Origin of the sequence: Pantoea vagans, assembly GCF_001506165.1 — a bacterium.
Lineage (GTDB): Bacteria > Pseudomonadota > Gammaproteobacteria > Enterobacterales > Enterobacteriaceae > Pantoea > Pantoea vagans_C.
The window spans coordinates 901,214-927,339 of record NZ_CP011427.1 but is presented as its reverse complement, the minus strand read 5'-3'; the positions used below and the strand labels follow the sequence as shown (position 1 = coordinate 927,339).

The following is a 26,126-nucleotide window of genomic DNA, read 5'->3' as shown; positions in this document are numbered from 1 at the left end:
CATTTTTCGCGCCTGATATGGCGCAAGTCGTAGCGGCGTGATCCCATTTTAAAGCCAAAAAAAAGGGCCCGTATGGGCCCTCATCATATTAACGTTTGTTTTTCTTCAGGTGCGACATCAGACGCTGACGTTTACGCTGCTGCGTTGGCGTCAACAGATTGCGTTTGCCCGCATACGGGTTATCGCCCTCTTTAAACTGAATACGAATTGGCGTACCCATGACGTTAAGTGAACGACGGAAGTAGTTCATCAGATAACGTTTATAAGAATCTGGCAGATCCTTCACCTGGTTACCGTGGATCACCACGATAGGCGGGTTATAACCACCGGCATGAGCATATTTCAGCTTCACGCGACGGCCACGCACCAATGGCGGCTGATGGTCATCTGACGCCATGGTCATAATACGTGTCAACATTGCAGTGCCGACGCGTTTGGTTGAGCAATCGTAGGCTTCGGTCACGGACTCGAACAGATTACCCACGCCGCTACCGTGCAGTGCCGAGATAAAGTGGATGCGCGCGAAATCGATAAAGCCCAGACGGAAGTCCAGCATCTCTTTGACTTCTTCTCTGGCTTCTTGCGTCATGCCATCCCACTTGTTGACCACGATCACCAGTGAGCGTCCGCTGTTGAGGATAAAGCCAAGCAGCGACAGATCCTGATCGGAAATGCCTTCACGCGCATCAATCACCAGCATCACCACGTTGGCATCTTCGATGGCCTGCAAGGTTTTGATGACGGAGAACTTCTCGACAGTTTCCGTGATCTTACCGCGCTTACGTACACCCGCAGTGTCGATCAGCACGTATTCGCGCTCATCACGCTCCATCGGGATATAGATGCTGTCACGTGTTGTGCCTGGCATGTCGTAGACCACAACACGGTCTTCGCCAAGAATACGGTTAGTTAACGTGGATTTACCTACGTTAGGGCGACCAACGATAGCCAGCTTGATCGGCAAGGTGGTGGGGTCGAAATCTTCTTCTTCCTCTTCCTCGAGTGCCTGATCGCTCTCTTCTGCTTCTAACGCGGCCCAGTAGGCTGCGTTCTCTTCTTCTTCCGTTAGCTCGACTTCTGGAACGATTTCGTCCATCCACGGCAGCAGTGCTGCTTCGAGCAAGTTGTTTACACCGCGACCATGCGAGGCAGCGATGGGATGAATTTCACCCAAGCCCAGCGCGTAGAAATCCAACACCGCAGCATCCGGATCGATGCCGTCCGTTTTGTTGGCGACCACAAAGGTGGCTTTTTCACGTGCTCGCAAATGATTGGCGATCTGCTGATCGGCCGGCATGACGCCTGCACGCGCATCGACCATAAACAGCACCACATCGGCTTCTTCGATCGCCAGCAGCGACTGTTCTGCCATGCGGTTTTCGACGCCTTCCTCGGTGCCATCAATACCACCGGTATCGATAACAATAAATTCGCGCCCTTCCACTTCGGCGCGACCATATTTGCGATCGCGAGTCAGTCCAGGAAAATCCGCTACCAGCGCATCACGAGTGCGCGTTAAGCGGTTAAATAGCGTAGATTTTCCCACATTGGGACGCCCAACCAGCGCGACCACAGGTACCATAACACTTGCCTCAGTTTTAAAAATAAATCGCCCGAATGGCGTGATTATAACGACATTTGCCGGAAGGCGTCAGGCTGAAGGCGCAAAGAATACCATGCCTGACAAAAAACGAAACGGCCCCTGACGAATCAGGAGCCGTAAAAGCGAGCGGGAAATCGATCCCCGCAGAGCCAGATCTTAACGCGTGATGGCGTAAACTTCGCCGCCCTTCGCCTGAATCAGTAGCTTATCACCCGCCACGACCGGCTCAGTCTGGAAGCCATCGCTGTCCAGTTTCTGCTGCGCGACAAAGCGACCATCCAGCGTGTTGATCCAGTGCAGGTAGCCTTCGCTATCACCCACTACCAGATAACCGTTGAACAGTACTGGTGAAGTCAGATTACGGTGCAGCAGATCACTCTGACGCCAGATGGCCACGCCACCGTCAGCATTGAGTGCAATCACACGGTCGTCCTGATCGACCAGATAAATACGGCCCGCATCAATCACCATATCTTTCACGCCGCCGATTTCACGTTTCCACAAAATCTGGCCTGAGCGCAATTCCAGTGCCGTCAGGTTACCGTTGTACGCCAGCGCGTAAACGACACCATTGACCACAACTGGCGTGGTATCCACATCACTCAGACGATCAATTTCAGTGGCGCCGCTCGGTTGCGAAATACGCTGCTGCCAAATCAGCTGCCCCTGGTTCAGGATCACGGCACTGACACGACCGTTATCACCGCCGACAATCGCACCACCAAAGGCCACGGTTGGGGCAGATTCACCACGCAGTGACAGCGCAGGCATGTCCAGGTTTACGCTCCATTTGATGGCGCCGCTGCTCTGATCCAATCCTTGCAACATGCCGTTGCTGGTATGAATCAGCACCAGACCGTCGCTAACCACCGGGCGCGACAAGGCTTCACCGGCGACTTTGGTCTGCCATGCGATGCTGCCATCACTGTTGTTCAGCGCATAGACCTGGCCACGTTCGCTGCCGATATAGATGCGATCGCTGGTAGCGGTAATACCGCCAGAGAGCAGTGCCGAAATGTTTTTCGAGAAGAAGCCGGTTTTCTCAGAGAGATTAACTTTCCATTTCTCTTTACCGTTGCTGGCGTCCAACGCTTTCACCACACCAAAGCGGTCAGCTGCATAGACGGTGCCATCTTGCCAGGCCGGATGCAGATTGGAATAGAAATCGCCAACGCCGTCACCCACAGAGGTGCTCCAGGCAGTCTGTGGCGTAAACTGGTTTTCCACTTTCGGCAGCGGGGCCATTTTCACTACATCTTCTTCGCCGCTGAACAGCGAGCAACCGCTGAGCAAGGTGACTGAAATCAGCCCTGGCAGCAGGTATTTACGTAATTCCATGTGCGCTCTCTTGACTGGCTTAGCTTAAGTTATTCATCTTCATCTGCAGCATCTGCTTCAACGCAGGAGAGGCCTGCGATTCAGCGCCTTTGCTCCAGGCATCACGTGCGCCCTGCTTATCGCCTTTACTCAGCAGTGCTTCACCACGAATGTCCGCAATAATGGCTGTCCAGCCATCCCCCTTAACATTGTTGAGGGTAGTCAGTGCGGCATCAGCCTGGTTTTGTTGCAGTTGAATGCGCGCCAGACGCAGGTTAATCACCGCCTGCAGGTTGGCATCTTTGGTGTCTTTCAGCCCGCTTTGCAACAGCGTAATGGCTTTGTCTAGCTGATTGGCTTCGACGTACTGCTTCGCCAAATCCAGCGACGCCAGTGCACCGTAGGTGTTGTTGTTTTCACTGGCAAACGTCGCGACGGCTTCCAGCGTCTGAGGCTTGTCAGCCTGCATTGCCGTGGTCAACTGTTGATACTGTGCCGATGCGGCTTTATCTGCACCATCCTGATGGCTGGTCCAGAAACGCCAGCCACCCAGCGCAGCGATGCCGATGATCACACCCACAGCCAGTGCTTTACCGTTGTTGGCAAAGAACTGACGCAGTGCGTCAACTTGTTCGTTTTCGTTGCTGTAAACTTCCACGCAATCCCTCTCCTGTAAATGGCTGTCGCAGTGCTACGCTGACTGCAGCAGCGTGCGCAACGTTGCTGCGGCTTCGCTCTGGGCGATAGTTTGTTGATCGCCGGTTGCCAGATTTTTGACGACAACCTGACCGGTTTTCACTTCATCTTCACCCAGCACCAGCGCAATGCGTGCGCCCCACTTGTCTGCACGGCCAAACTGCTTCTTGAAGTTACCACCACCGAAGTTCGTCATGAGCTTCAGTGCCGGATCAGCATCACGCAGTTTTTCCGCCAGTTGCATCGCGGCAGACTGAACGCCCTGCCCCGAAGCGATAACATAGACATCAACAATGCGCGTCGGTTCAAAATCTGGATTAACCGCCTGAACCAGCAACACCAATCGCTCCAGACCCATCGCGAAACCAACGGCTGGCGTGGCGCGTCCACCTAACTGTTCAACCAGGCCATCATAGCGGCCACCGGCACACACGGTACCTTGTGCGCCGAGGCTGCTGGTCACCCATTCGAAGACGGTACGGTTGTAATAGTCGAGACCACGCACCAGACGCTGATTCACGGTATAAGCAATGCCCGCATCGTCCAACAGGGCACACAGGCCGTCGAAGTGCGCACGAGAATCTTCGTCAAGGTACTCGTTCAAGGTTGGCGCGTCATTCAGCAGAACCTGCACGTCCGGATTCTTGCTGTCCAGCACGCGCAGCGGGTTGCTGTACATGCGGCGTTTGCAATCTTCGTCCAGCTTATCTTTATGCTGTTCGAGGAATGCCACCAGTGCATCACGATAGTTAGCACGCGCTTCAAGGGAGCCGATGGAGTTCAGTTCCAGACGCACGTGGTCAGCAATACCCAACGCTTTCCACCAACGTGCGGTCATCATAATCAGTTCGGCATCGACATCCGGTCCTTGCAGACCAAACACTTCAGCGCCAATCTGATGGAACTGGCGATAACGACCTTTTTGCGGACGTTCGTAGCGGAACATCGGGCCGATGTACCACAAACGCTGTTCCTGGTTGTAGAGCAAGCCATGCTCGATACCGGCACGCACGCAGCCTGCGGTACCTTCTGGGCGCAGCGTCAGACTTTCACCGTTGCGGTCGTCAAAGGTATACATCTCTTTTTCAACCACATCGGTGACTTCACCGATTGCGCGTTTAAACAGCGGCGTTTGTTCCACAATCGGTAAGCGAATTTCGCTAAAACCGTAACTGGCCAGCACCTGCTTCAGGGTGCCCTCAATACGCTGCCAAATCGCGGTATCCGCTGGCAGGTAATCGTTCATCCCACGGATCGCTTGAATATTCTTCGCCACGTTAGAATCTCTTAATACAAAAAAACCTGTCCGGCATCATACCTTATGAGGATGAAACCGCACAGGTTCATTCACAAACTGGCGCGCGGCGAGCGCGCACCGTCCCTTATTTTTCCAGCTGCTGCACGTTAATGCGGCGGCTTTCATCCAGCATACTGGCCTTGGCACGAATGCGCGCTTCCAACTGGTCAATCATGTTGTCGTTATCAAGACGGTCACGTTGACGCACGCCGTCTTCGTAGAAACCACTTTTGCGGCTACCGCCCGTCACGCCCATGGTTGAAACCGTCGCTTCGCCCGGACCGTTCACCACGCACCCGATGATGGAGATATCCATTGGCGTGATGATGTCTTCAAGACGTTCTTCCAGCGCATTCACGGTACCGATCACATCAAACTCCTGACGTGAGCAGGTTGGGCAGGCAATGAAGTTAATGCCGCGAGAACGAATACGTAGTGATTTCAGAATGTCATAACCGACTTTGACTTCTTCAACCGGATCGGCCGCCAGCGAGATACGCAGCGTATCGCCAATACCTTCTGCCAGCAGCAAACCGAGGCCGATAGCCGATTTCACCGAACCGGCACGCGCGCCGCCTGCTTCGGTGATACCGAGATGCAGTGGCTGATCAATGGCTTTCGCCAGCAGACGATAAGATTCAACGGCGAGGAAGACGTCAGAGGCTTTAACACTCACTTTGAATTGATCAAAGTTGAGGCGATCGAGGTGATCAACGTGACGCATAGCGGATTCAAGCAGCGCCTGAGGCGTTGGCTCACCGTATTTTTCCTGCAGATCCTTTTCCAGTGAACCGGCGTTAACGCCAATACGGATAGGAATATTGTAGTGACGCGCGCAATCCACCACCTGGCGAATACGCTCGTTGTTGCCGATGTTGCCCGGATTGATACGCAGGCAATCTACGCCGTATTCGGCGACTTTCAAGGCGATGCGATAGTCAAAATGAATGTCCGCCACCAGCGGCACATTGACCTGTTGCTTAATCAGTTTGAACGCTTCAGCCGCATCCATGGTAGGCACAGAAACACGGACGATATCGACACCGACTCGCTCAAGCTGGCGAATCTGGTTAACCGTGGCTTCCACATCCGTGGTGCGGGTGTTGGTCATTGACTGAACGGCAATGGGCGCACCATCACCAACCGGCACCTTGCCGACGTAAATCCGTGTTGATTTGCGACGGATAATGGGTGCTTCGTTATGCATATTCTCTCTCCACAATTACCCGGAAAGCGCGCTGCGCGTTATTGCGCACCCAGCGTCAGACGGGCAACCTGGTTATTACGGATAAAACGACTTAAATCAACGGGCTGATTCTGATATTGCACATCAACCGCACCTGGAGCACCAATTTTCAGACGATACGGAGGCGTTCCAGACAGGCTGAGCTTACCGCCGCTACGTTGCAGACCACTGAACAGCTTCTTACCGGTCGCGTCTGTGACTTCCAACCAGCAATCCGCTTTGAAATTCATGACGACAGCGTTCGGATCGCCCGCTGGCTCGCTGACTGCGGCATTACCCGTCGGCATTTGACCCGCCGGAATGCTGTTGGCCGGAGCCGGTGAAGTGGCTGCTGGCGGTGCGTTGTCAACAGGCGCCTGGCTTGGCGAGACCACCGCGTTATCGCTAGTTGCTGCCGGGGAAGAGGTGTTTGCCACTGGAGCATTGCTGCTGGTGTTCGGCGTCGCAACGGCACCGGCACCATTGTCGACCGGTGTACCTGCTGCATTGGTGTCTGTATCTGCAGCACTGTCAGTGCTGCTATCACCCAACGGAATTGACTGGCTGCTATCGTTGCTGCTGCCATTCTGGTCCGCCATAGAGACCAGATCCGCCTGCGAGGCTTTATGGTTCTGCCACCACCAGGCACCTGTCAGGCCGATGACCACAAAGACCACCAGCCACGTGAAAATCATCAACCAGCCATCGCGCTTTTTACGGCGTTTGCCCAATGAGAAGCTCTGCATCGGCTCAATTTTAGCCGCGCGCACCGGTGCCTGTTTTGCCATCATCGGCAACAGGTCATCTTCCGGCACATGCACCAGACGAGCATAAGAACGGATATAACCTCGCAGGAAAGTTGAGGCTAAATCAGCTGGTGATTTGTCCTCTTCAATATCCCGCACGGTAGAAAGTTTCAGGCACAGGCGTTCAGCGACGTTTTGCTGGGTCAGTCCCATCTGCTCACGGGCCAGACGCAGGCGTTCACCTGTGGAATGTACTGCAGAATTCTCTTGAGTGGCTTCAGTATTCATTAGCAAAATAACGCTGGTACTGTATCGATTGTGGAAAACTTCGCGCCAACAGATCGCCATAACGTGTAACGTCAGCAGCGTTTCCCTGTTGCGCGGCGAAACGTATTTGTAACCACAGGCTGTCTGCCGTTGCGGGCAACCGCTGGTGGTACACTTCTAATAACAGCGGAACCGCCGTGCGATCCTGCTGCTCAAGACGCCTTTCCACTTCCGCAAGCAGATGACTTCCCTGCTCCGGTGCGGCATCCAGCGCGTGGCCTAGTGGTTCGCGCGCTGCGGCACTCTCTCCAGCCTGCAGGTAACAATAGCCCGAAAACAGAAATGCATCCTGCCGGGCATCAATTTCCTGCGCTGCGATCGCCAGCTTAAACTGTTGATGCGCTTCGTCATACTGCCTTAAACCGCAGAGAAACGCACCGTAATTGTTAGCGACATAGCCATTCGTTGGCGCTAACTGCTGAGCGCGTTGGTAGTGCCAATGTGTCTGCGCGCTATTCTGCTGCGCCTGTGCCAATCGCGCAAGCGCCAACGGCACGCGGTAGTCCTTTGGTGCGGCACGCTCTGCACGTAATAGATTGCGGTGCGCCGCGCCATAATCTTTCACAGCCAGATAGTGTAATCCTAACTGTAGTCTGATGTCAGCGGCACGGGTGTTGGGGGGTGGATTGACACAACCACTTACAACAAAGCCAGCCACAACCACCGCGAGTAATCCTTTACGCATTTCTGTCTCTCCTGCTCAAAATCGAGCAGAGAGACTGGCACGCCTCACGCCCGGTGAATATCACCAGACGATGGGTTTCAGAGCGCCTTCACAGAGATGGTTTCACCGGCCATTTTCTTACGCAGTGTGCGCTTGGTACGGTCAATCACATCCCCTGCCAGCTGACCACAGGCGGCATCGATATCATCGCCGCGCGTCTTACGCACGATAGTGGTAAAACCGTAATCCATCAGCACTTTAGAGAAGCGGTCAATACGGCTATTTGAGCTGCGGCCGTAAGGTGCGCCAGGGAAGGGGTTCCATGGAATCAGGTTGATTTTGCACGGTGTCTCTTTCAGCAAGGCCGCCAGTTCATGGGCATTGTCGGTGCTGTCATTGATGTGATCCAACATCACGTACTCAATGGTCACTCGGCCCTGATTGGCGTTTGATTTGCCAATATAGCGCTTCACTGCGGCCAGGAAGGTTTCGATGTTGTACTTTTTGTTGATCGGCACAATTTCATCACGGATGGTATCGTTCGGCGCGTGCAGTGAAATCGCCAGCGCAACGTCGATCATATCGCCCAACTTATCCAGCGCGGGAACCACACCTGAAGTCGAAAGCGTCACGCGGCGTTTTGACAGACCAAAACCGAAATCGTCCAGCATGATGTCCATCGCAGGCACCACGTTGTTCAGGTTGAGCAACGGCTCACCCATGCCCATCATCACCACGTTGGTGATCGGGCGCTGGCCGGTGATCTTAGCTGCGCCGATGATTTTCGCCGCACGCCATACCTGACCAATGATTTCGGAGACGCGCAGATTGCGGTTAAAGCCCTGCTGCGCGGTCGAACAGAATTTGCACTCCAGCGCACAACCTACCTGCGAGGAGACGCACAACGTTGCACGGTCGGCTTCCGGGATATACACGGTTTCTACCAGCTGATCGCCCACGCGGATCGCCCATTTGATGGTGCCATCGCTGGAACGCATCTCTTCCGCCACTTCCGGCGCACGAATTTCAGCGCGCTGCATCAGTTTGCCACGCAGCACTTTGTTGATATCCGTCATCTGCTCGAAATCGTCGCAGCAGTAGTGGTACATCCACTTCATGACTTGATCAGCGCGGAACGGCTTTTCGCCCATTTCAAGGAAGAATTCACGCATCTGCTGACGGTTAAGATCCAGCAGGTTAATTTTTTCGTTTTTTGGGGAAACAACCACGGGGGAAGCGGACGACGGCGTCACAATCTGTTCGGACATAATGTTCTCTGGCCTCGTTGTTACACGTTACGGCTCTCGTTAAGAATAGGAAAAAAAGGCGCCCTCGCTGAGGCTGGCTCAACAAGGGCGCATAATTGTACTACATCTGCTGCATGATGCCAGGGGGAACGACTTTACTTAAGCGTAAAAGGTGTAAAGACGTTTATCCGCATCAGCTGCAACGCACTTAGCGAGTGCGTGGGCAGACTTCGTTCTCAGCGAAGAAGTAAGCGATTTCACGTGCAGCAGACTCAGCTGAGTCAGAACCGTGGGTCGCGTTCTCGGTGAAGCTGTCAGCGTAGTCAGCACGCAGAGTACCGGCCAGTGCGTTGTCTGGGTTGGTTGCACCCATCAGGTCACGGTGACGCTGAACGGCATTTTCGCCTTCCAGAACAGAAACAACAACGGGACCAGAAGTCATGAACTCAACCAGACCATCGAAGAATGGACGGCCTTTGTGCTCAGCGTAAAAGCCTTCTGCCTGCTCTTTGGTCAGGTGCAGCATTTTCGCGCCAACGATTTTGAAGCCTGCGCTTTCAAAACGGTTGTAGATAGCACCAATCACGTTCTTAGCGACGGCATTTGGTTTAACGATTGAGAAAGTACGTTCGATTGCCATGATGACCTCTAGTTAGCATCCTGAAGAAACCGGGAACTCGCTCCCGGTAAGAAAACGCGCCGATTATAGGGACATCATCAGGCGTTGCCTATTGCCGATTGGTGGAATTATCGAAAATAATTGATTTTTGTCGGGGCGGACACGCGCAAAATCTGGCATAGCGTGGATTCAGCCGCGAATAAATGAGACGGATGCCAGTTGCCCCGCTTCATCCATCACCACCAGTTGATACGGGCCAGGCTCACTCAACACCAGTGCGGCACTGTTTTTCTCCGCTTCCTGCTCAACGGGTTGTCCATTCAAAAACCACCAGCGCTGCTCCCCTTTTCCACCCTGCACCGCCACCGGCAATATCAATACCATTTTGCCCGGCAGCGGCTGCACGCGCTGACCGTTGATGACGCCGGTGATCACCATTGGTGGCGCATTGCCTTGATGTAACGGCGGGCAGCGCGGGTCAATCGGCGGCAAGCGCTGTTCGCGGCGCTCTGCTAAGGGTAGCCAGGGCTCAAGCGGTAATGGCCACATCAGCCGCTCATGGCTTTGCGCATCCGGACAATCTGCCGCCACACGTAAGCCTTGGCTATTCAGCCAGTATTGCTGGCGTAGACCGTTAACGCTCTCCTGACCGGGTGCCAATAGCGTGGGCGGCACCGTTTGATTCAGCACCCAACTTTGGCGACGCTGGCGGCAGTTATCGTCACCCATCGGTAAAGGCTGACCTCCGGGCCAGCAAATGCTCATGGCGCTGACCGAGTCCGGGCGCGGGTCACGCGGTGCGCCGCGCACCGACATATACCCCGCCAGCAGATTGTTGACCTGATTCATTACCGGCACAGCCGAGGCAAAGCCAAACTGCCCGGCGACGGGTGTGGCGTCAGGTCTGCCGACCCATACACCAATCAGATAACGTGGCGTGATGCCAATGGTCCAGGCATCCCGATAGCCATAGCTGGTACCGGTTTTCCATGCCAGTGGTGCAATATCCGGCACCGCGCCCGAAGGCAGCGCTTCACCTGCCAGTATGCGCCGAATAATCCAGGCTGCTCCGGGTGACAGCAAGGGCCGTTCCAGCAGAGGCTGGTCAGGTAACCAGCGCAGTTGCGCCGCATTACCTTGACGGGCAAAAGCGCTGTACGCCGCGACAATATCATCCAGTCTTGCGCCCGTGCCGCCCAGGATCAATGACAGGTTGGGCTCTGCGCCAGCCGGGAATCGCAGGTTCAAGCCCACATTGCGTAAGCGCGCCGCCACCGTTTTCGGGCCGAGCGCATCCAGTAACTGTACCGCAGGCAGATTCAGCGAACGTTCCAGCGCTTCACTGGCACTGACCGGGCCATGAAAACCGGCATCAAAATTACCCGGACGATAATCGCCAAAGCGGCGCGGCACATCCTGTAACAGCGATTCACCGTGGATCAGCCCTTCATCCAGCGCCATACCATAGACAAAAGGCTTTAGCACCGAACCGGGCGAGCGCACGCTGGCGATCATATCGACATGGCCAAAGCGGCTGTCGTCATTGAAAGACACCGAACCCACATAGCCACGCACCTTCATATTGCTGTGATCGACCACCAGCAGTGCCAGCGAGGTGCGCGGTGGCAACTGAGTTTTAAGCGAAGTGGCCAGACTCTCCAACTCACGCTGTAACGACACATCAATCGTGGAGGTAATTTTATTGTCGGGTGAAAGCGACAGCAGACGACGCGCCAGTAACGGGGCCATTTGCGGCGTCTGACGCGGCGGCAACCAGACGGACTCCTGTTTGATATCAGCGACATCTTGCGCCGACCACACCCGATACTCAGCGAGACGATCCAGGATTTTGTTACGTGCGGCTTCCGCACGTTGCGGCCAGCGGTCTGGACGCAGACGGCTCGGCGCCTGCGGCAGCACCGCGAGTAAAGCCGCCTCGCCTTTAGTGAGTTGTGACGGTGGTTTACCCAACCACATCCAGCTTGCCGCTCCGACACCTTCAACGGTACCGCCAAAAGGGGCGCGATTGAGATACAGCGTCAGAATGTCGCGCTTCGACAGGTGCCACTCCAGTTGCAGTGCGCGCCACGCCTGAACCACTTTGCCACGCAGCGTACGCGGTTGCGGATCGATCAGCCGCGCGACTTGCATTGTGAGTGTACTGCCGCCCGAGACAATGCTGTGATGCAGTACGTTTTGCCCGATGGCACGCACAATCGCCATCGGGTTGATACCCGGATGGTGCCAGAACCAGCGATCTTCGTAGGTCAGGAGTGCCTGAATATAATCAGGCGAGACCTCCTCCAGCGTGACGGGATAACGCCAGACCCCGTGCTGGTCCGCAAAACGCCACAGCGGTGTGCCATCTTCGGCCACCACGACGCGCGCAGGCTGCACCTCCTGCAGCGGCAAGGGATCGAGCCGATCCAGCAACCACATTCCTGCTAACATCAGTAGTAAAAAAAGCGGCAGCCAGCGCCACCGCTTTAGTCGCTTTACCTTGTTCATCAACGCTTAGCGCACATTGAGTTTTTCTGGCGTGCTGCCAATCGCGCGCCACTCTGGCACATACATGGATTCCACCTGCGGCGGCGGCAGAAGATAGCTACCCGGCGTCACGGCCCGCGCCAGATACAGCAACGTGCCTGGCGTGTAGCCATCCAGCGCCAGCGCCGCGACAAAACGATCGTCGCGGAACTCAATGTGTTTGATGTTGGCCTGCTGCATATCCATCATGCTCTCTTTCAGCGCATCAGCACTGTCGCCAAGACTGGCGCTGCTGTCGCTGAGATTCTGGTTTTCCAGCTCAAGCCCCGCGGGCAACAGATCCACCACCAAAGCATCACTGACACGTTCGCTGGCCGCCACCTTCAGTCGGACCACCAGCAGTTCACCACTCTTCAGATTAGTGAGATCGGCCGGTTTCCCTTCCAGTGTGAAGTATTCACGGGTAATGCTGAGGACGTTGCTCATTGGCGACGGTGCCGTACGCGGATAACCCACCACATTCAGCGTGCCGTAGAGCGGTGACGCATTGTCGCTTTTCACCGAAAGCCCTTGTCGCAGCTGCGCTTCGTCGATCCCCATGTTGATTGCCTGATTGCTGCTCAACGGTTCGCTTCTTCCTTGTAGCGAGGCTTGCCACTGCTCACCTTTGTGCTGCTGTAAGGTGCGCGCAGCAAGGAACAGGGCGTTATTTTCCTGGGTGGAGAACCAGCGCTGGCCGTGCACCGCTTTTGCCAGGTCAATCAGTAATGGCCCCTGCATATCTGGCAACAGCTTATTTTCCGTTAACAGCGAGAGTATCAGTGCACGATCGCGCACCGGGCTACCATAGTCTCCCAGCCAGCTATTCGGTTTACGCTCCAATCCGATTCCTTGCGCCAATGCCAGCTGCGCGCGCTGTTGATCGCCCATCAGTTTCAACGCCCCGCCGAGTTGCACCAGTGCCAGACCCGATTTTGCCTGTTCACGCTTGTCATACAAGGCACGCAGTGCCCCGAGTGGTGCCTGTTGCTGGCGTGCCAATACCAAGCCGGCATAGGATTGCACACTGAAACGCAGGCCATCGGCATCGCTGCTCCAGCTGGTTTCAATCTGTGACGGGTCCTGCAAGTAGCGCAGCAGACGCTCATCTGCACGGCTGATGACGCCTTCTGGCACGCTGTACCCCGCCTCACTGGCGCGCAGCAGGAAGTCGGTGACGTAAGCGGTCAGCCAGAACTCTTCAGCGCTCTCTTTGCTCCACAGGCCAAAGCTGCCGTTGCCACGTTGCATGCCAGCAAGGCGCGCAATACCGGTAGCAATCGACGCGCGGCGCGCCTCGTCTGTGCTGGTTTTGATACCTAAGGCATCCAGTTGCGCCTTGTTGGTGAATACCGACGGCCAAATCCCGCTGGCCGTCTGCTCCAGGCAACCGTAAGGATAAGCATAAAGTTGGCTGATGAAGCTGGCGATGTTCAGCGGTGGTCGATTGCTCAGGGATAATTGCCCGGTCAAGGTGTCTTTTTGCAGGCCATTAAACGCGCTGGCGACAACCTGCCAACTCAGGCCGGTTTGCATCACATTCTCGAAATTCAGGGTTTGTGCTGGATAGGCCGGGCGCACGCCGATGGACCATTGACGCTCACTCGGCGCCAAAGTTTCCCCTGGCAGGCTCATGCCCGAAACCTTGACCTGCACCGCGCCTTCGCCAAAGGCCCCCTGCGCTTTCACGGGAATCTGCAAGGTGGTGCGCGCCCCTTTCGCCAGCTGCACCGAAGAGGGCACATTACCGGTCAACGCAATCAACCCCTTCGCCGTCACATCAACCTTCAATGTTTGAGGCTGATCGGTGAGGTTGGTGAGATCCAGCGCCAGCGTCGATTGGTCACCGCTGGCCATAAAGCGCGGCGTTGCCAGCTCGCTGATCAGGGGTGCAGCCACCACCAATTTACGATCCGCCGAGCCAAAGCTGTCGTCACTCCACACCTGCGCCATCAGGCGTAACTCACCATTAAAGGCGGGAACAGGCAGTTCAAGTGTGCCTTCACCATTAGCGTCCAGCGTGACGGGTTGCAGCTGCTGCGCGATAATTTGCACGTCCGTCACAGGTTTCTTGCCGCCACGAGACAGCGCATCAGCATCGTCACAATCACCGCCAAAACGCAGCGCGGCCAGCTTGCCGCCGCCTTCAATTAGTTGACCATAAACATCGTATTGATCGGCGTTGTAGCGCTTGCGACCAAAGAACGCCTGCCACGGGTTCGGCGTTTTGTAATCCGTGATGTTCAACACGCCACTGTCCACCGCAGACAGCAAAACCTGAACCTGCTTGGGTAACTCGCCACCTTCTCGGCTGGCTTTGACCTTCACTTTTATGGTCTGCTCAGGGCGGATTTTATCCGGCGCATCCAATACCAGGTTAAGGCGACGCGCTTCCGTAGCCATCGGCAAATGCAGCAGACCCACCGCCCGTTTGGGTGTGGTGCCACTGGCTTTATCGCCGTGTCGCACGACGATAACGCTGAGATAAAGATCGTGACGCTGCCAGCTTTCACTGACAGGGACATCAATGGTCGCGCCACCTGCAGGCACATCCAGCGGTTGCCACCACAGTGTGCCGCTGCTTGACTCCACCATCAGATAACCTTTACCGGCCGCAGGTGATTCGACCTGCACGTGCGCAGTGTCACCCGGCTGATAGGCGCTTTTATCGATTTTCAGTTTGACCTGATCGGGACGCAGCGCACCCGTGCCGTCGGTATTGTCCTGCCACCAGTAACCGGCATTGAAGCGCACACTGCTGATAATCTTGTCACCCGCATGCACTTCCAGCCGATAGGTGCCCCACTCCACCGGGAAGCTCACTTTCTGGCTGCCACCCGCCGCGATAGTGATGTGCTGCTCATCTTCCTGCAGATCTTTTTGATCGTAACGCGACTGCCAGCCCTCGCTGTCGGAGAAGCTCCAGAAATAGTCACGACGCTCATGAATCAGGCGCACATCCAGATCCTGTGCGGCCAGTTTCTCCCCCTGAGGGTTGGCATAAACCACATCGAATTCCGCCAGACTGTTTTCTGGCACCGTCGGTTCATCACGATAACGATCGGTGCGATAGTCGTAGACTGATTCGCTGTTAAACAGCGGGCGAATACCCGGCAGTGCAGGCGCAGGCCAGATGGCTTGAGTTGCGCGGCGCGTCACCGGACGGCCACCGGTTTCCAGCAGGCTGGCTTGCAAAATCAAATTTAATGGTGAGTGACTCTCCGCCCAGTTGCTCTCCACGTTGAGCTGCAGCTTGCCGCTTTCATCCAGCTTCTCGTCGACATCGTCCAGGCTGCGCTTTAGCTCTTCGGTAATGTCACCAAACTGGTAGCCAGGTAGTGCCGTCACCGCTTCACGCGCCGGGCGCAGGAACAGTTGCCCCTGCAGTTCATTGCCTGCCGCAGGCGCGCCATAGAGATAACGCCCTTCAACCGCAAAAGTCACTGTCGCATCCGGTGCCAGCGGCTGTTCACTGTTGCTCAGCGCCAACGCCATCCGCTCTGGCAGAAAATCTTCCACATGGAATGACCAGTTCCGCGGCTGGTTATCCCCGCTGTTAATACGCAGCGTCCACTCTCCGGTCATGGCCGAAGCAGGTAACGCAAAACGCTGCTGATAGATACCGTTTTCCGGCTGCCACACAAAGGTTTGTGTGACTTCACCATTCGGCTGCACCACCTCAGCTTTCACCGGTTGCGGTGGCAGCGGCTTGCCATCCGCATCACGCAGTAAGGCGTTCACAATGACAGTTTCGCCGGGGCGATAGAGATCGCGCGGACCAAAAATAAAAAACTGTTTGTCGTAACCTTGTGGGCCGTCGATCGGGAATTCTGCCAGATCCAAGGCGGGGCGATTAAGATCGATTAGCGAGGTTTGTCCTTTTAGCGTCGCCAGCAGCAGCTTACCTTTGGCATTGGCGGGTAAACGAAGATGGCCCTGACTGTCACTGCTGCCACTTGCCAGCTGCTGGCCTTTTTCATCCAGCAGTTGCACATTGACGTCATCCAGCGGCGCGCCACTCGCCAGACTTTGCGTAAAGAGTTCCAGTTGATCCGGGAAGCTGTGCAGCGAAAAGCCAATGTCGCTGAGGGTGAACAGGGTCGCGGGTTGCGTGTAGTTATAAGTGCCCGCCTGCTTCATCACCGCCAGATACACACCGGGTTGTTTGAGTGCATCAACGTCACCCAGCGGCAGCTGCATTTTTTCACGGGTGTTACGTGCTGGATTGAGGTCAAAACGACCGCTGTAGATTAAATCAGCATTTTTCAGCAGGTCGCGGGATTCCCAGTACGAAAGATTGTTGCCGTAATTCCACTGGGCGAGAAAATCGGCCAGCGCGGCACTTTTTACCCGGAAGAAGTCGACATCAATGTTATTCACATTCAGCGCCAGCACCGGTAAACCCTGCGTCAGGCGCAGCGGCAGTAATGAACCCCGGCTGGAGAAACCGACCATCGGCTGGATGTCACGCGTGGTGAGTGTCTGGTTAAAAGGGCTGGATAAGCTGCTGCCATCGGCGGCTTTGAGGCCAGCATCAACGGTGACCGTCAATTTGCGCGACGGCTCAGGATGGCGGAAGCGCAAGGTTTTGCCATTTTGCGCCAGCTCCCAGCCGCCATCAACTTTACCGCTTTTCTCATCGCTGAGGTGGATAAGCGCATTGATATCCTGCTTGCTGTCGAGCGCGGTGTTGAAGGTCAACACCAGTGCCGCCGCGCCATCCAGTTGCAGTTCTGAAAGGTCGATAACCGCGAGTGTTTTTGCCGCCTTTTGCACCGCAGGCGTATCCGCCGCTTGTGCAGGCAGCAATGTGCTGCCCAAAAGTGATCCGCCGATCAGCACACTGAGCAGCAGTCGATTAACACGTCTTGCCATGGTAAGTCCCTCACCAGCCCCAAAAGGTTAAAAAGTGTTTGCTGCGCAATTTCACATCAACCTACTCACTTTAGCAATGATACCCTTGAGATAGCGTTCACATTCCCGGACACTGGGCCTTTCTGCTTTCCGATGATTAAGAAGAGGTTGTTGCGATGACAGCTCCCCTGTTTGTATCTGCCGATTGGTTAAAAGAGCATTACACCGAGGAAACGTTGCAGGTTTTGGATGCGCGCATGTTGCCGCCTGGTCAGGAAGCGGTGCGCGATATCGAGGCAGAATATCTGGCTGGACATTTGCCGGATGCGCCTTACTTCAATATCGAAGCTTTATCCGATCACACCAGCGCTTATCCACATATGATGCCGCGCCCCGAAGCTTTTGCAGTCGCGATGCGCGAACTGGGCGTCAACCAGGATAAACATCTGGTGATCTACGATGAGGGCAACCTGTTTTCTGCGCCACGCGCCTGGTGGATGCTGCGCGCCTTTGGTTGCGTGAACGTCTCCATACTGGCGGGAGGATTACAGGGTTGGAAAGCGGCCGGGTTTGACGTTGCGACAGGGCCAGTCAGCTTGCCGGAAGGCGAGTTTGAAGCCAACTATGACAGCGCGCAGGTGAAGCGCCTGACGGATGTGCTGCTGATCAGCCATGAAGGTGGCGCACAGATCGTTGATGCCCGTGCCGCTAACCGCTTTAACGCTGAAGTGGATGAGCCCCGTCCCGGCTTACTGCGCGGACACATTCCCAACAGCCTGAACATGCCGTGGAATAATCTGGTGGTGAACGGTGCGCTTAAGCCCGCTGCTGAGCTGCGCGATCTGTTCGAGAAAGCGGGAATCAAGCTGGATCAGCCGATTATCGCCAGCTGTGGTTCTGGCGTGACGGCGGTAGTGGTGATTCTGGCATTGACCGCTTTGGGTGTGCGAGATGTGACGCTGTATGACGGCTCTTGGGGAGAATGGGGCAGCCGCGACGATTTGCCGATCGAGAAATAAGAGATTGCAATGCAGGGTAGCGGCGCGATTTAACGCGCGTATCTGAAGCCGCACGATGGCTGACCGATGCGCAATAAATTGCGCCGCTACAACGGGTATTTTAAATAATGCGCTGGCTGCCTTTGAAATCACGCAGGAAGCTGCCCCAGCGGCGCTCGTAGAACGGTGTGATGTGAGCAGTAAAGAAATGGCTCACGCCCTTCTCATCGCTCACCACTTCGCAGATATCGATGGGGGCATCGTCTGCCAGCGTATCGGTAGCGACACTGCCTGCGGCCTGGATAATCTCATCAATATTGCTGTCCGCTTCAATGCCAATCAGCAGGTTCGGTTCTTCCGTGGCGCTTTCGCGGATGCTGGCAATATAAGCACGACGCACCTGCTTGTACTTGGCAAACAGCTGCGTGAGCGAATCAATCATCTGCGCCGGTGGCTCAGCGACTTCCGACAATAACAGCGCATGGCCACCTTCCAGAACGGTTTGCTGGCTAAGTGCACTGCCCTCTTCACCGATAAGATGCGCAATCTCGCCCGGAGAAAACTCTTTGCCCGCTGGCAACTTCGGATTGAGGAACAAACTCTCCCCCAACGTCATCTCGAACAGGGTTCGCGCCGGTAAACGCAGGTATGGCTGCTCCTCTTTGATCGCCTCACCCATCGCCTCTTCAGAAGTGAAGAACGGGATCACGCTACCACCGCCCTCTTTTTCCCAGTGCAGCAATTCCACCGGTGAGGTGGCATCAAATTGTTCAGCAGGACTTTCACCCGGTACCCAGACGTCAGATTCCAGTAGCAGTTGAAAAAATTCCGGACGGTGCGCGGGCTCAGTAGCGGCCAGCTTCAGCACCTCTTCAAGACGATTACTCATTTATCCAGTTCCAAAAAACGGCAAGCTCAGGCAGAAGTCTGTGACTTAAGCGCTTTTTGGCCGCCATAAATGGCGGCCCTGCAGCAGCGCATGATGCGCAGCGGCTTTATTTCAATAACAGGTTGGCGACGGTACGCACGCCAAGGCCGGTTGCGCCAGCGGACCACTGATCGACAGCACTTTTGCGATAGGTCGCAGAACAGTCAATGTGCAGCCAGCCCTGCTGATATTTGCTAACGAAATACGAGAGGAAAGCGGCCGCACTGCTGGCACCGGCGGCATGTGCCGGGCTGGCGATGTTATTCAGATCGGCGAAGTTCGATGGCAGATGGCTACGATGGAACTCGGCCAACGGTAAACGCCAGAAAGCTTCGTTTTCACCGGTTGCGCTCCCCATCAGTGATTCAGCCAACACGTCATCAAAGGTAAACAGCGCGTGATAATCGTTACCCAGCGCGGTTTTCGCTGCACCGGTCAGGGTGGCGGCATCAATCAGCAACTCAGGATTCTGCTCGCTGGCATCGATCAAGCCATCAGCCAATACCAGGCGGCCTTCGGCATCGGTATTCATCACTTCAACGGTTTTACCGTTGCGATAACGGATGATGTCGCCAAGACGGAACGCGTTACCGCTCACCATGTTGTCTGCACAGCACAGATACAACTTCACGCGTTTCGTCAGGCCGCGTGAAATCGCCAACGCCAGCGCGCCCGTCAGGGTTGCAGCCCCGCCCATATCGGATTTCATCGAATCCATAAAGGCGCTCTGCTTCAGGCTGTAGCCACCGGTATCGAAGGTGATGCCTTTACCGACCAGGCAGGCATAAACTGGCGCATTCTCATCACCAGTCGGGTTAAAGTCCAGCGCCAACAATACCGGTGGGCGCGTTGAACCGCGGCCTACGGTGTGAATACCGGCATAACCTTGCTCGCGCAGATCTTCGCCTTTGGTGATGCGATAGCTGACAGCATCTGCGCCCACTTCTGTGATCAGATCAATAGCACCGTGTGCCAGTTGCTCTGGGCTCAGATCTTCCGCTGGCAGGTTGATGGTGTTGCGAACCCAATCAATGATCTTCAGACGACGATCGAATTCTTCCTGATCGTGTTCATTCAGTTCTGGCCACTCAACCTGGCGCTGGCCTTTTGGGCTGCGATAGCCTTGCCAGAATGCCCAGCACTTCTCTAAATCCCAGCCTTCACCGCTCAGTGCAACATGGCGGATACCCTGGCCGTCCAGCTTACGCCCCGCGCGCTGAATGCTCATCAGCGCATCCGCGCCAGTCAGGTGTACGGTCATGCCACTTTCAGTGCTGCTCAGCAACGCTTTTTCACCCCAGCGCGCATCGGCGGCCTGGGAGCTGAGCGTAATTGTCATCGGTTGTGTTGTCATCGCGTGGCTCCGTTGCGTTAGGTGTCACCTTGCGCCAGAACCGGCGCAAGGGGTGCATGAATTAGCGGGACGTTGCAGGGGTTAACGTCTGCAAACGACTGACCGCTTTTTTAACCAGTTCAATAGCATAATCAATCTCTTCCTCTGTGGTGAAACGGCCCAGAGAGAAGCGCAGTGAACTGTGAGCCAGCTCCTGTTCAACGCCCATGGCGCGTAGCACATAAGAGGGTTCGAGGCTGGCAGAGGTACAGGCGGAACCGGATGAGAGCGCCAAGTCTTTCAACGCCATAATCAGCGATTCGCCATCAACGTGGGCAAAACTGAGGTTCAGAATATTCGGCGCGCCCTGCTCCAGCGAGCCGTTAACCTTAACATTATCTAACTGACTCACACCGTGCCAGAGACGCTGACGCAATGTCGCAAGACGCGCCATTTCACTGTCCATCTCCTCACGCGCAATGCGGTACGCCTCGCCCATCCCCACGATTTGATGCACCGGTAACGTCCCTGAACGCATCCCTCGCTCGTGTCCACCGCCGTGCATCTGCGCATCAATCTGCAATTTAGGCTTGCGACGCACCCACAGCGCACCAATGCCTTTTGGACCATAAATTTTATGTGCAGAGAACGACATCAGATCGACCGGCAGTGTACTGACGTCAATCGGCAGCTTGCCCACACTTTGGGTGGCGTCAACGTGGAACAGAATGTCACGCGACCGGCACAATGCGCCAAAGGCCGCGATGTCCTGAATCACCCCGGTTTCATTGTTCACATGCATCAGTGAAACCAGTACGGTATCGTCACGCAGCGCGGCTTCCAGCATCGCAGGCGTGACAATGCCGTCGCTACCCGGCTGAAGCCAGGTGACGTCAAAACCTTCACGCTCCAGCTGTTGGCAGCTATCCAGCACGGCTTTGTGCTCTGTTTGGCTGGTAATGATGTGCTTGCCGCGTGCCTGATGGAACTGCGCTGCACCTTTAATCGCAAGGTTGTCAGCTTCAGTAGCGCCAGAGGTAAAAACGATTTCACGCGGATCGGCGTTAACCAGCTCAGCAATCTGATTGCGTGCCACATCAACGGCTTCTTCAGCCTGCCAGCCAAAACGGTGAGAACGGGAAGCGGGGTTACCGAAGGTGCCATCCAAAGTGAGGAACTGCATCATTTTGGTGGCGACACGCGGATCCGCAGGCGTGGTCGCTGCGTAATCCAGGTAGATCGGTAATTTCATTGCGCTAGAACTCCGTATATTAAATCATACGCCTTTATAGCATGAATCGACCCGTCATGCTTTACGCCACAAGTGCGTTGGCTGCGCGCTCTCACCCCAGTCACTTACTGATGTAAGCTCCTGGGGATTCGTTCACTTACCGCCTTCTTGCAACGTAAATCATTTAGGGTCGGGATCGAGAACTATAGCGTTGAAATTGAGAGTTTAAGAGTGGGCGACGAAAACATTTGAGGGAATGAATGCGTCATGCTTTACGCCACAAGTGCGTTGGCTGCGCGCTCTCACCCCAGTCACTTACTGATGTAAGCTCCTGGGGATTCGTTCACTTGCCGCCTTCTTGCAACGTAAATCATTTAGGGTCGGGATCGAGAACTATAGCGTAGAAATTGAGAGTTTAAGAGTGGACGACGAAAACGTTTGAGGGAATGAACCCGTCATGCTTTGGCTGAAGACCAAGCATGACGGGTTAGAACTGGGAGAGAATTAAGCGCGCAGATTAACGTTGATGGTTTCTTGCATGCGGTGCTGCTGGAAGCGACGGTTATCAGTCATATTCTGACGGTCTGCTACGTCCAGGATCTCTTGGTTGTTGACCAGTTCTGCCAAGGTGATGTTGTTGAGGAATTCGCTGATGCGCTCGCTCAGATCACGCCACAGAACGTGGGTCAGGCAACGTTCGCCGCCCTGGCAACCTTCTTTGCCCTGGCATTTGGTCGCATCAACGGATTCGTCAACCGCGGTAATCACTGCACCCACGGCGATAGCGCCCGCATCTTTACCTAACAGATAACCGCCGCCTGGGCCACGAACGCTGGCTACCAGGCCGTGCTTACGTAGACGCGAGAATAACTGCTCCAGATAGGAGAGCGAAATGCCCTGACGCTCAGAAATATCTGCCAGTGGCACCGGGCCCTCATTGGAGTGCAGTGCAACGTCCAGCATAGCGGTTACGGCATAACGTCCTTTGGATGTCAGTCTCATAGCATACAACCTCGTAAGCGTCCGTCCGGGTATCGGCGGGCTATCTGATGAATTGACGCCAGTCTGCCATTCCTGAGTAAAACGGTCAACTATTTAACCAAGTAATTTACTCAACTATTTAACCAACTGTTTTACTCAACTATTACCCTTATCACCTTTAGGCTTTTGGAAGGATGCCAGCATGCCGCGCAGGATATTCAATTCATCACGCTCCGGGCGCGCGCGGGTATACAGACGACGCAGTTTGCTCATCACCTGGCTCGGCGTACCTTCGCGAATAAAGCCACTGTCCAGCATCATCTTTTCAATGTGCTGATAGAAACGCTCCAGATCGTCCACTAAAGGATAAGGAGACTCCTCTTCTTGCGGCTGCGGGTTGGCTTTTTCCTGTGCTTCCAGCCAGGCCATACGCACTTCGTAGGCAATAATCTGCACGGCCATCGCCAGGTTGAGCGAGCTGTATTCTGGGTTGGCCTGAATGGCAACGTGATAATGGCACTTCTGCAATTCGTCGTTGGTCAGGCCAACGCGCTCGCGACCAAACACCAATGCAACGGGTGCCTGCTGGCCCTCTTCAACACTTTTAATGCCGCATTCACGTGAATCCAGCATCGGCCACGGCAGTGAACGTGAACGCGCACTGGTGCCCACCACTAAGCTACAACCGGCAATCGCCTCGTCCAGCGTATCAACGATCTTCGCGTCGCCGATCACATCACTGGCGCCAGCAGCAAGCGAGATGGCCTGTGAATCCGGTTTAACCAGCGGGTTGACCAGATACAGATTGGATAAGCCCATGGTTTTCATAGCGCGGGCAACAGAGCCCATGTTGCCGGTGTGCGAGGTTTCAACCAGTACGATTCGGATATTTTGCAGCATAATAGTCAGTGATGAGAAAATGATGGCGCGTAGCCTAGCATAAAAGCAGGACATTTGCTGAACACCCTGATATACTCCGCGCCGTTTTCACCCGTTCTTTAACATCCAGCGAGAGATACCGATGCATCCGATGCTCAACATCGCCGTGCGCGCAGCGCGCAAGGCCGGAAATTTAATTGCCAAGAATTATGAAACCCCGGACGCGGTTGAAGCTAGCCAGAAAGGCAGCAACGACTTCGTTACCAATGTTGACCGTGACGCAGAACGTCTGATTATCGAAGTCATTCGTAAATCGTACCCGCAACACTCCATCGTCACCGAAGAAAGCGGTGAACTGGCGGGCGATGATCAAGATATTCAATGGGTAATCGATCCGCTGGATGGCACCACCAACTTCATCAAACGTTTACCACACTTCTCTGTTTCTATCGCTGTGCGCATTAAAGGCCGCACCGAAGTTGCCGTGGTTTACGATCCAATGCGCAACGAACTGTTCACCGCCGTACGCGGCCAGGGCGCACAGCTGAATGGCTACCGTCTTCGTGGCAGCACAGCACGCGATCTGGATGGCACCATCCTCGCCACCGGCTTCCCGTTCAAACTGAAGCAACACGCCACGCCATACATCAATATCGTGGGCAAACTGTTTACTCAGTGTGCTGACTTCCGTCGTACGGGTTCTGCTGCGCTGGATCTGGCCTACGTGGCGGCTGGTCGTGTGGACGGTTTCTTTGAGATCGGCCTGAAGCCTTGGGATTTCGCTGCGGGCGAACTGCTGGTGCGTGAAGCAGGTGGCCTGGTGACTGACTTCACCGGCAACCACGGCTATATGATGTCCGGTAACATCGTTGCCGGTAACCCTCGCGTTGTTAAAGCCATGCTGGCGACCATGCGTGAAGAACTGAGCGAAGCGCTGAAGCGCTAAGCAGAATAAAGGCGGATATCCTATCCGCCTTTTTTTACGCCCTTAGAACGGGCGCAAGCCGCTACTCATCATCGGTTGCGCGCTTTGCCACAGAAAAGCTCCCGCCAGAACCAATAATGCCCCTCCAGCCAATGCCAACGCCGGCATCACGATTTTTGCCATGCGTGTACCGCTGTTCGCCGCCCCCAATCGTTCCGCCAGTCGGCGCGATCGCTGAACCAGCAGGCCCATAGCGGAAACTGTCACCGCGGTTCCGACCGCCATCGCTACCGCAGAGGCCACGCCCCAGGCGTAGACACCAATGACCTTTGCAAACAGTAGCATCATGATGGCTCCGGAACAGGGTCGCATCCCCATGGAAAACACCACCAGCGCCTGCGTTTTCTTACTCACTGCCTGATCCATCTGTTCAGCACTGGGCAAGTGCGCATGGCCACATCCACAGTTTTCGTCATGCTGATGATGCGGACGGAGAGCGTGAATCTGCATTTTTTGCCGCACGGGACGTAACACCTGATAAAGAGAACGCAGCGCTCGCCATCCCACCCACACGCCTAGCGCCATCACTAACAGATAGCTCCCCTTCTCCAGCCAATAGCTGCCGAGGTGCATCTGCCGTGATGAGGTTTGCAGTACCACCAGCATCACCGTCACCAACCCAATCGCCACGCCACCTTGTAATAGCGCGGCCAACAGCGTCAGTTTCATACTGGTTTTTAGCTTTGCAGGATGGGTGGCCAGAAAGGTGCTGATCACCACTTTGCCGTGGCCAGGCCCAAGCGCATGCAAGACACCGTACGCCAGGCTGAACAGCATCAGCGTTACACCCGCCTGCTGCGGCTGCTGTGAAACTTGCTGCAGTAACTGCGTCATTTCGCGATTGAGAATTTTTTGCCACATCACGCTTTGCAGCAGAATTTGCGACCAGTGCTGCCATAAGGTAAAACCCGCCGCCAACATGATTAACGCTAACAACCACAGCGGCCAAAGGCGACGTGTACGGGCAGGCAGAGAAATCAATGACATGTCAGGGTTACCGTTTGTGCAAATTGCTGGCCCAGGTCCATGTCTTCAGGCGGCGCATCGGCTTTGTCCAGTGACAGCGCATATTGTTTCAGCGAGTCGTCAGGTTTCGGGGTATGCAAATCAATCTGGCAATGCGCTTTCACGCTGTCGTCCATGGTTAATGCCTGTGGGTTGTCGTAATACATATCGACAAAGTAACTCGGATCAAACGTCTGGATGCGGTACTGCCTGTCAGTGAGTAACTGGGGCTCACCAAACGGCACAATAAACTCCAGCACCGCTTTGTTGCTATTACGCGACAAGTTGTACTCCTTGGGTAAATTCAGGAATTTCACGCGCGTTTTGTCCTGCCACACTTCAGAAAAGTAGTGCTGCCCCAACACATTCGCCATCACCTGTGCCGCCAGCTTTTTCCACACCACATCCCCGGGTTTCGCCTTGCCCGCGTCATAGAGCAAATCGGCTGAGGTAATCTCGTCCATGGTCCACACCATCTTCATGCCGGTCAGGTGATTGTTGTCACTGACAAACTCGGTTTTCATATCGATAAAGCTGTGCGGATGTGACCAGGCCGCAGCGCTAAACAGCAGCGTAATGGGAATGAGTAAAATTTTCATGTGTTATAAAGTAACAATTCTCAAGTGAAGATTATAGTGGTCCAGAAAAACTGTGACCCGCTTTAA

Annotated in this window: 20 protein-coding genes; 2 read left to right on the top strand and 18 right to left on the bottom strand. The window is 55.1% G+C overall.

Annotated features, from left to right (window positions below):
• Nucleotides 1–88: 88 nt before the first annotated feature.
• The 11 genes from der to LK04_RS04170 all read right to left on the bottom strand — a co-directional run bounded on the left by der (nucleotide 89) and on the right by LK04_RS04170 (nucleotide 17,142).
• Nucleotides 89–1,582 carry a ribosome biogenesis GTPase Der gene (gene der / locus LK04_RS04220; protein ID WP_039329839.1) on the bottom strand — a complete coding sequence of 498 codons (1,494 nt, stop codon included), beginning with the start codon at nucleotides 1,580–1,582 and terminating at the stop codon, nucleotides 89–91.
• 177 nt (nucleotides 1,583–1,759) lie between these two features.
• Nucleotides 1,760–2,941, bottom strand: coding sequence for an outer membrane protein assembly factor BamB (bamB, locus tag LK04_RS04215; RefSeq protein ID WP_039329841.1), 1,182 nt, complete (start codon nucleotides 2,939–2,941; stop codon nucleotides 1,760–1,762).
• A 19-nt stretch (nucleotides 2,942–2,960) separates the two neighbouring features.
• Complete coding sequence (locus LK04_RS04210; RefSeq protein ID WP_039329843.1) at nucleotides 2,961–3,578, bottom strand: YfgM family protein; 618 nt, start codon at nucleotides 3,576–3,578, stop codon at nucleotides 2,961–2,963.
• Nucleotides 3,579–3,611: 33 nt separating this feature from the next.
• Nucleotides 3,612–4,892: a histidine--tRNA ligase gene (gene hisS / locus LK04_RS04205; protein WP_039329844.1), complete on the bottom strand. Its 1,281-nt coding sequence runs from the start codon at nucleotides 4,890–4,892 to the stop codon at nucleotides 3,612–3,614.
• 106 nt (nucleotides 4,893–4,998) lie between these two features.
• Nucleotides 4,999–6,120, bottom strand: a complete 1,122-nt coding sequence (ispG, locus tag LK04_RS04200; protein ID WP_039329846.1) for a flavodoxin-dependent (E)-4-hydroxy-3-methylbut-2-enyl-diphosphate synthase — start codon at nucleotides 6,118–6,120, stop codon at nucleotides 4,999–5,001.
• Between the two features lie 38 nt (nucleotides 6,121–6,158).
• Nucleotides 6,159–7,172, bottom strand: a complete 1,014-nt coding sequence (rodZ, locus tag LK04_RS04195; protein WP_039329847.1) for a cytoskeleton protein RodZ — start codon at nucleotides 7,170–7,172, stop codon at nucleotides 6,159–6,161.
• Nucleotides 7,162–7,896 carry a type IV pilus biogenesis/stability protein PilW gene (pilW, locus tag LK04_RS04190; protein ID WP_039329849.1) on the bottom strand — a complete coding sequence of 245 codons (735 nt, stop codon included), beginning with the start codon at nucleotides 7,894–7,896 and terminating at the stop codon, nucleotides 7,162–7,164. The genes rodZ and pilW overlap by 11 nt, the downstream gene beginning before the upstream one ends.
• 77 nt (nucleotides 7,897–7,973) lie before the next feature.
• The gene (locus LK04_RS04185; protein ID WP_039329851.1) at nucleotides 7,974–9,143 is read right to left on the bottom strand and encodes a bifunctional tRNA (adenosine(37)-C2)-methyltransferase TrmG/ribosomal RNA large subunit methyltransferase RlmN; all 1,170 of its coding nucleotides are present in this window, start codon (nucleotides 9,141–9,143) and stop codon (nucleotides 7,974–7,976) included.
• A 187-nt stretch (nucleotides 9,144–9,330) separates the two neighbouring features.
• On the bottom strand, nucleotides 9,331–9,762 hold the full coding sequence (gene ndk / locus LK04_RS04180) for a nucleoside-diphosphate kinase (RefSeq protein ID WP_007884899.1): 432 nt from the start codon (nucleotides 9,760–9,762) through the stop codon (nucleotides 9,331–9,333).
• Nucleotides 9,763–9,930: 168 nt separating this feature from the next.
• Entirely contained in the window at nucleotides 9,931–12,249 is a 2,319-nt protein-coding gene (pbpC, locus tag LK04_RS04175) for a peptidoglycan glycosyltransferase PbpC (protein ID WP_039329855.1), read from the bottom strand.
• Nucleotides 12,250–12,255: 6 nt separating this feature from the next.
• Nucleotides 12,256–17,142: an alpha-2-macroglobulin family protein gene (locus LK04_RS04170; protein WP_039329857.1), complete on the bottom strand. Its 4,887-nt coding sequence runs from the start codon at nucleotides 17,140–17,142 to the stop codon at nucleotides 12,256–12,258.
• A 155-nt stretch (nucleotides 17,143–17,297) separates the two neighbouring features.
• Here LK04_RS04170 and sseA point away from each other — a divergent pair, with 155 nt between their 5' ends.
• Nucleotides 17,298–18,140 carry a 3-mercaptopyruvate sulfurtransferase gene (gene sseA / locus LK04_RS04165; protein ID WP_039329859.1) on the top strand — a complete coding sequence of 281 codons (843 nt, stop codon included), beginning with the start codon at nucleotides 17,298–17,300 and terminating at the stop codon, nucleotides 18,138–18,140.
• 100 nt (nucleotides 18,141–18,240) lie between these two features.
• Here sseA and sseB read toward each other — a convergent pair whose 3' ends face one another.
• The 5 genes from sseB to trmJ all read right to left on the bottom strand — a co-directional run bounded on the left by sseB (nucleotide 18,241) and on the right by trmJ (nucleotide 23,492).
• The gene (gene sseB, locus LK04_RS04160) at nucleotides 18,241–19,008 is read right to left on the bottom strand and encodes an enhanced serine sensitivity protein SseB (protein WP_039329860.1); all 768 of its coding nucleotides are present in this window, start codon (nucleotides 19,006–19,008) and stop codon (nucleotides 18,241–18,243) included.
• A 106-nt stretch (nucleotides 19,009–19,114) separates the two neighbouring features.
• Nucleotides 19,115–20,401 carry an aminopeptidase PepB gene (pepB, locus tag LK04_RS04155; protein ID WP_039329862.1) on the bottom strand — a complete coding sequence of 429 codons (1,287 nt, stop codon included), beginning with the start codon at nucleotides 20,399–20,401 and terminating at the stop codon, nucleotides 19,115–19,117.
• Nucleotides 20,402–20,462: 61 nt separating this feature from the next.
• Complete coding sequence (locus tag LK04_RS04150) at nucleotides 20,463–21,632, bottom strand: IscS subfamily cysteine desulfurase (RefSeq protein WP_039329865.1); 1,170 nt, start codon at nucleotides 21,630–21,632, stop codon at nucleotides 20,463–20,465.
• Between the two features lie 483 nt (nucleotides 21,633–22,115).
• Nucleotides 22,116–22,613 (bottom strand): Fe-S cluster assembly transcriptional regulator IscR, encoded by a 498-nt coding sequence (gene iscR, locus LK04_RS04145; RefSeq protein ID WP_038645393.1) that lies wholly within the window; start codon nucleotides 22,611–22,613, stop codon nucleotides 22,116–22,118.
• Between the two features lie 135 nt (nucleotides 22,614–22,748).
• Nucleotides 22,749–23,492 (bottom strand): tRNA (cytosine(32)/uridine(32)-2'-O)-methyltransferase TrmJ, encoded by a 744-nt coding sequence (gene trmJ, locus LK04_RS04140; RefSeq protein WP_039329970.1) that lies wholly within the window; start codon nucleotides 23,490–23,492, stop codon nucleotides 22,749–22,751.
• Nucleotides 23,493–23,613: 121 nt separating this feature from the next.
• On the opposite strand from trmJ, the gene suhB reads away from it, so the two are divergent.
• Entirely contained in the window at nucleotides 23,614–24,417 is an 804-nt protein-coding gene (suhB, locus tag LK04_RS04135) for an inositol-1-monophosphatase (protein ID WP_039329879.1), read from the top strand.
• A 42-nt stretch (nucleotides 24,418–24,459) separates the two neighbouring features.
• On the opposite strand, the gene LK04_RS04130 is transcribed toward suhB, so the two are convergent.
• Nucleotides 24,460–25,443 carry a nickel/cobalt transporter gene (locus LK04_RS04130; protein WP_039329881.1) on the bottom strand — a complete coding sequence of 328 codons (984 nt, stop codon included), beginning with the start codon at nucleotides 25,441–25,443 and terminating at the stop codon, nucleotides 24,460–24,462.
• Nucleotides 25,434–26,060 (bottom strand): DUF1007 family protein, encoded by a 627-nt coding sequence (locus tag LK04_RS04125; protein WP_039329883.1) that lies wholly within the window; start codon nucleotides 26,058–26,060, stop codon nucleotides 25,434–25,436. Before LK04_RS04125 ends, LK04_RS04130 begins: the two co-directional genes overlap by 10 nt.
• Nucleotides 26,061–26,126: the final 66 nt, after the last annotated feature.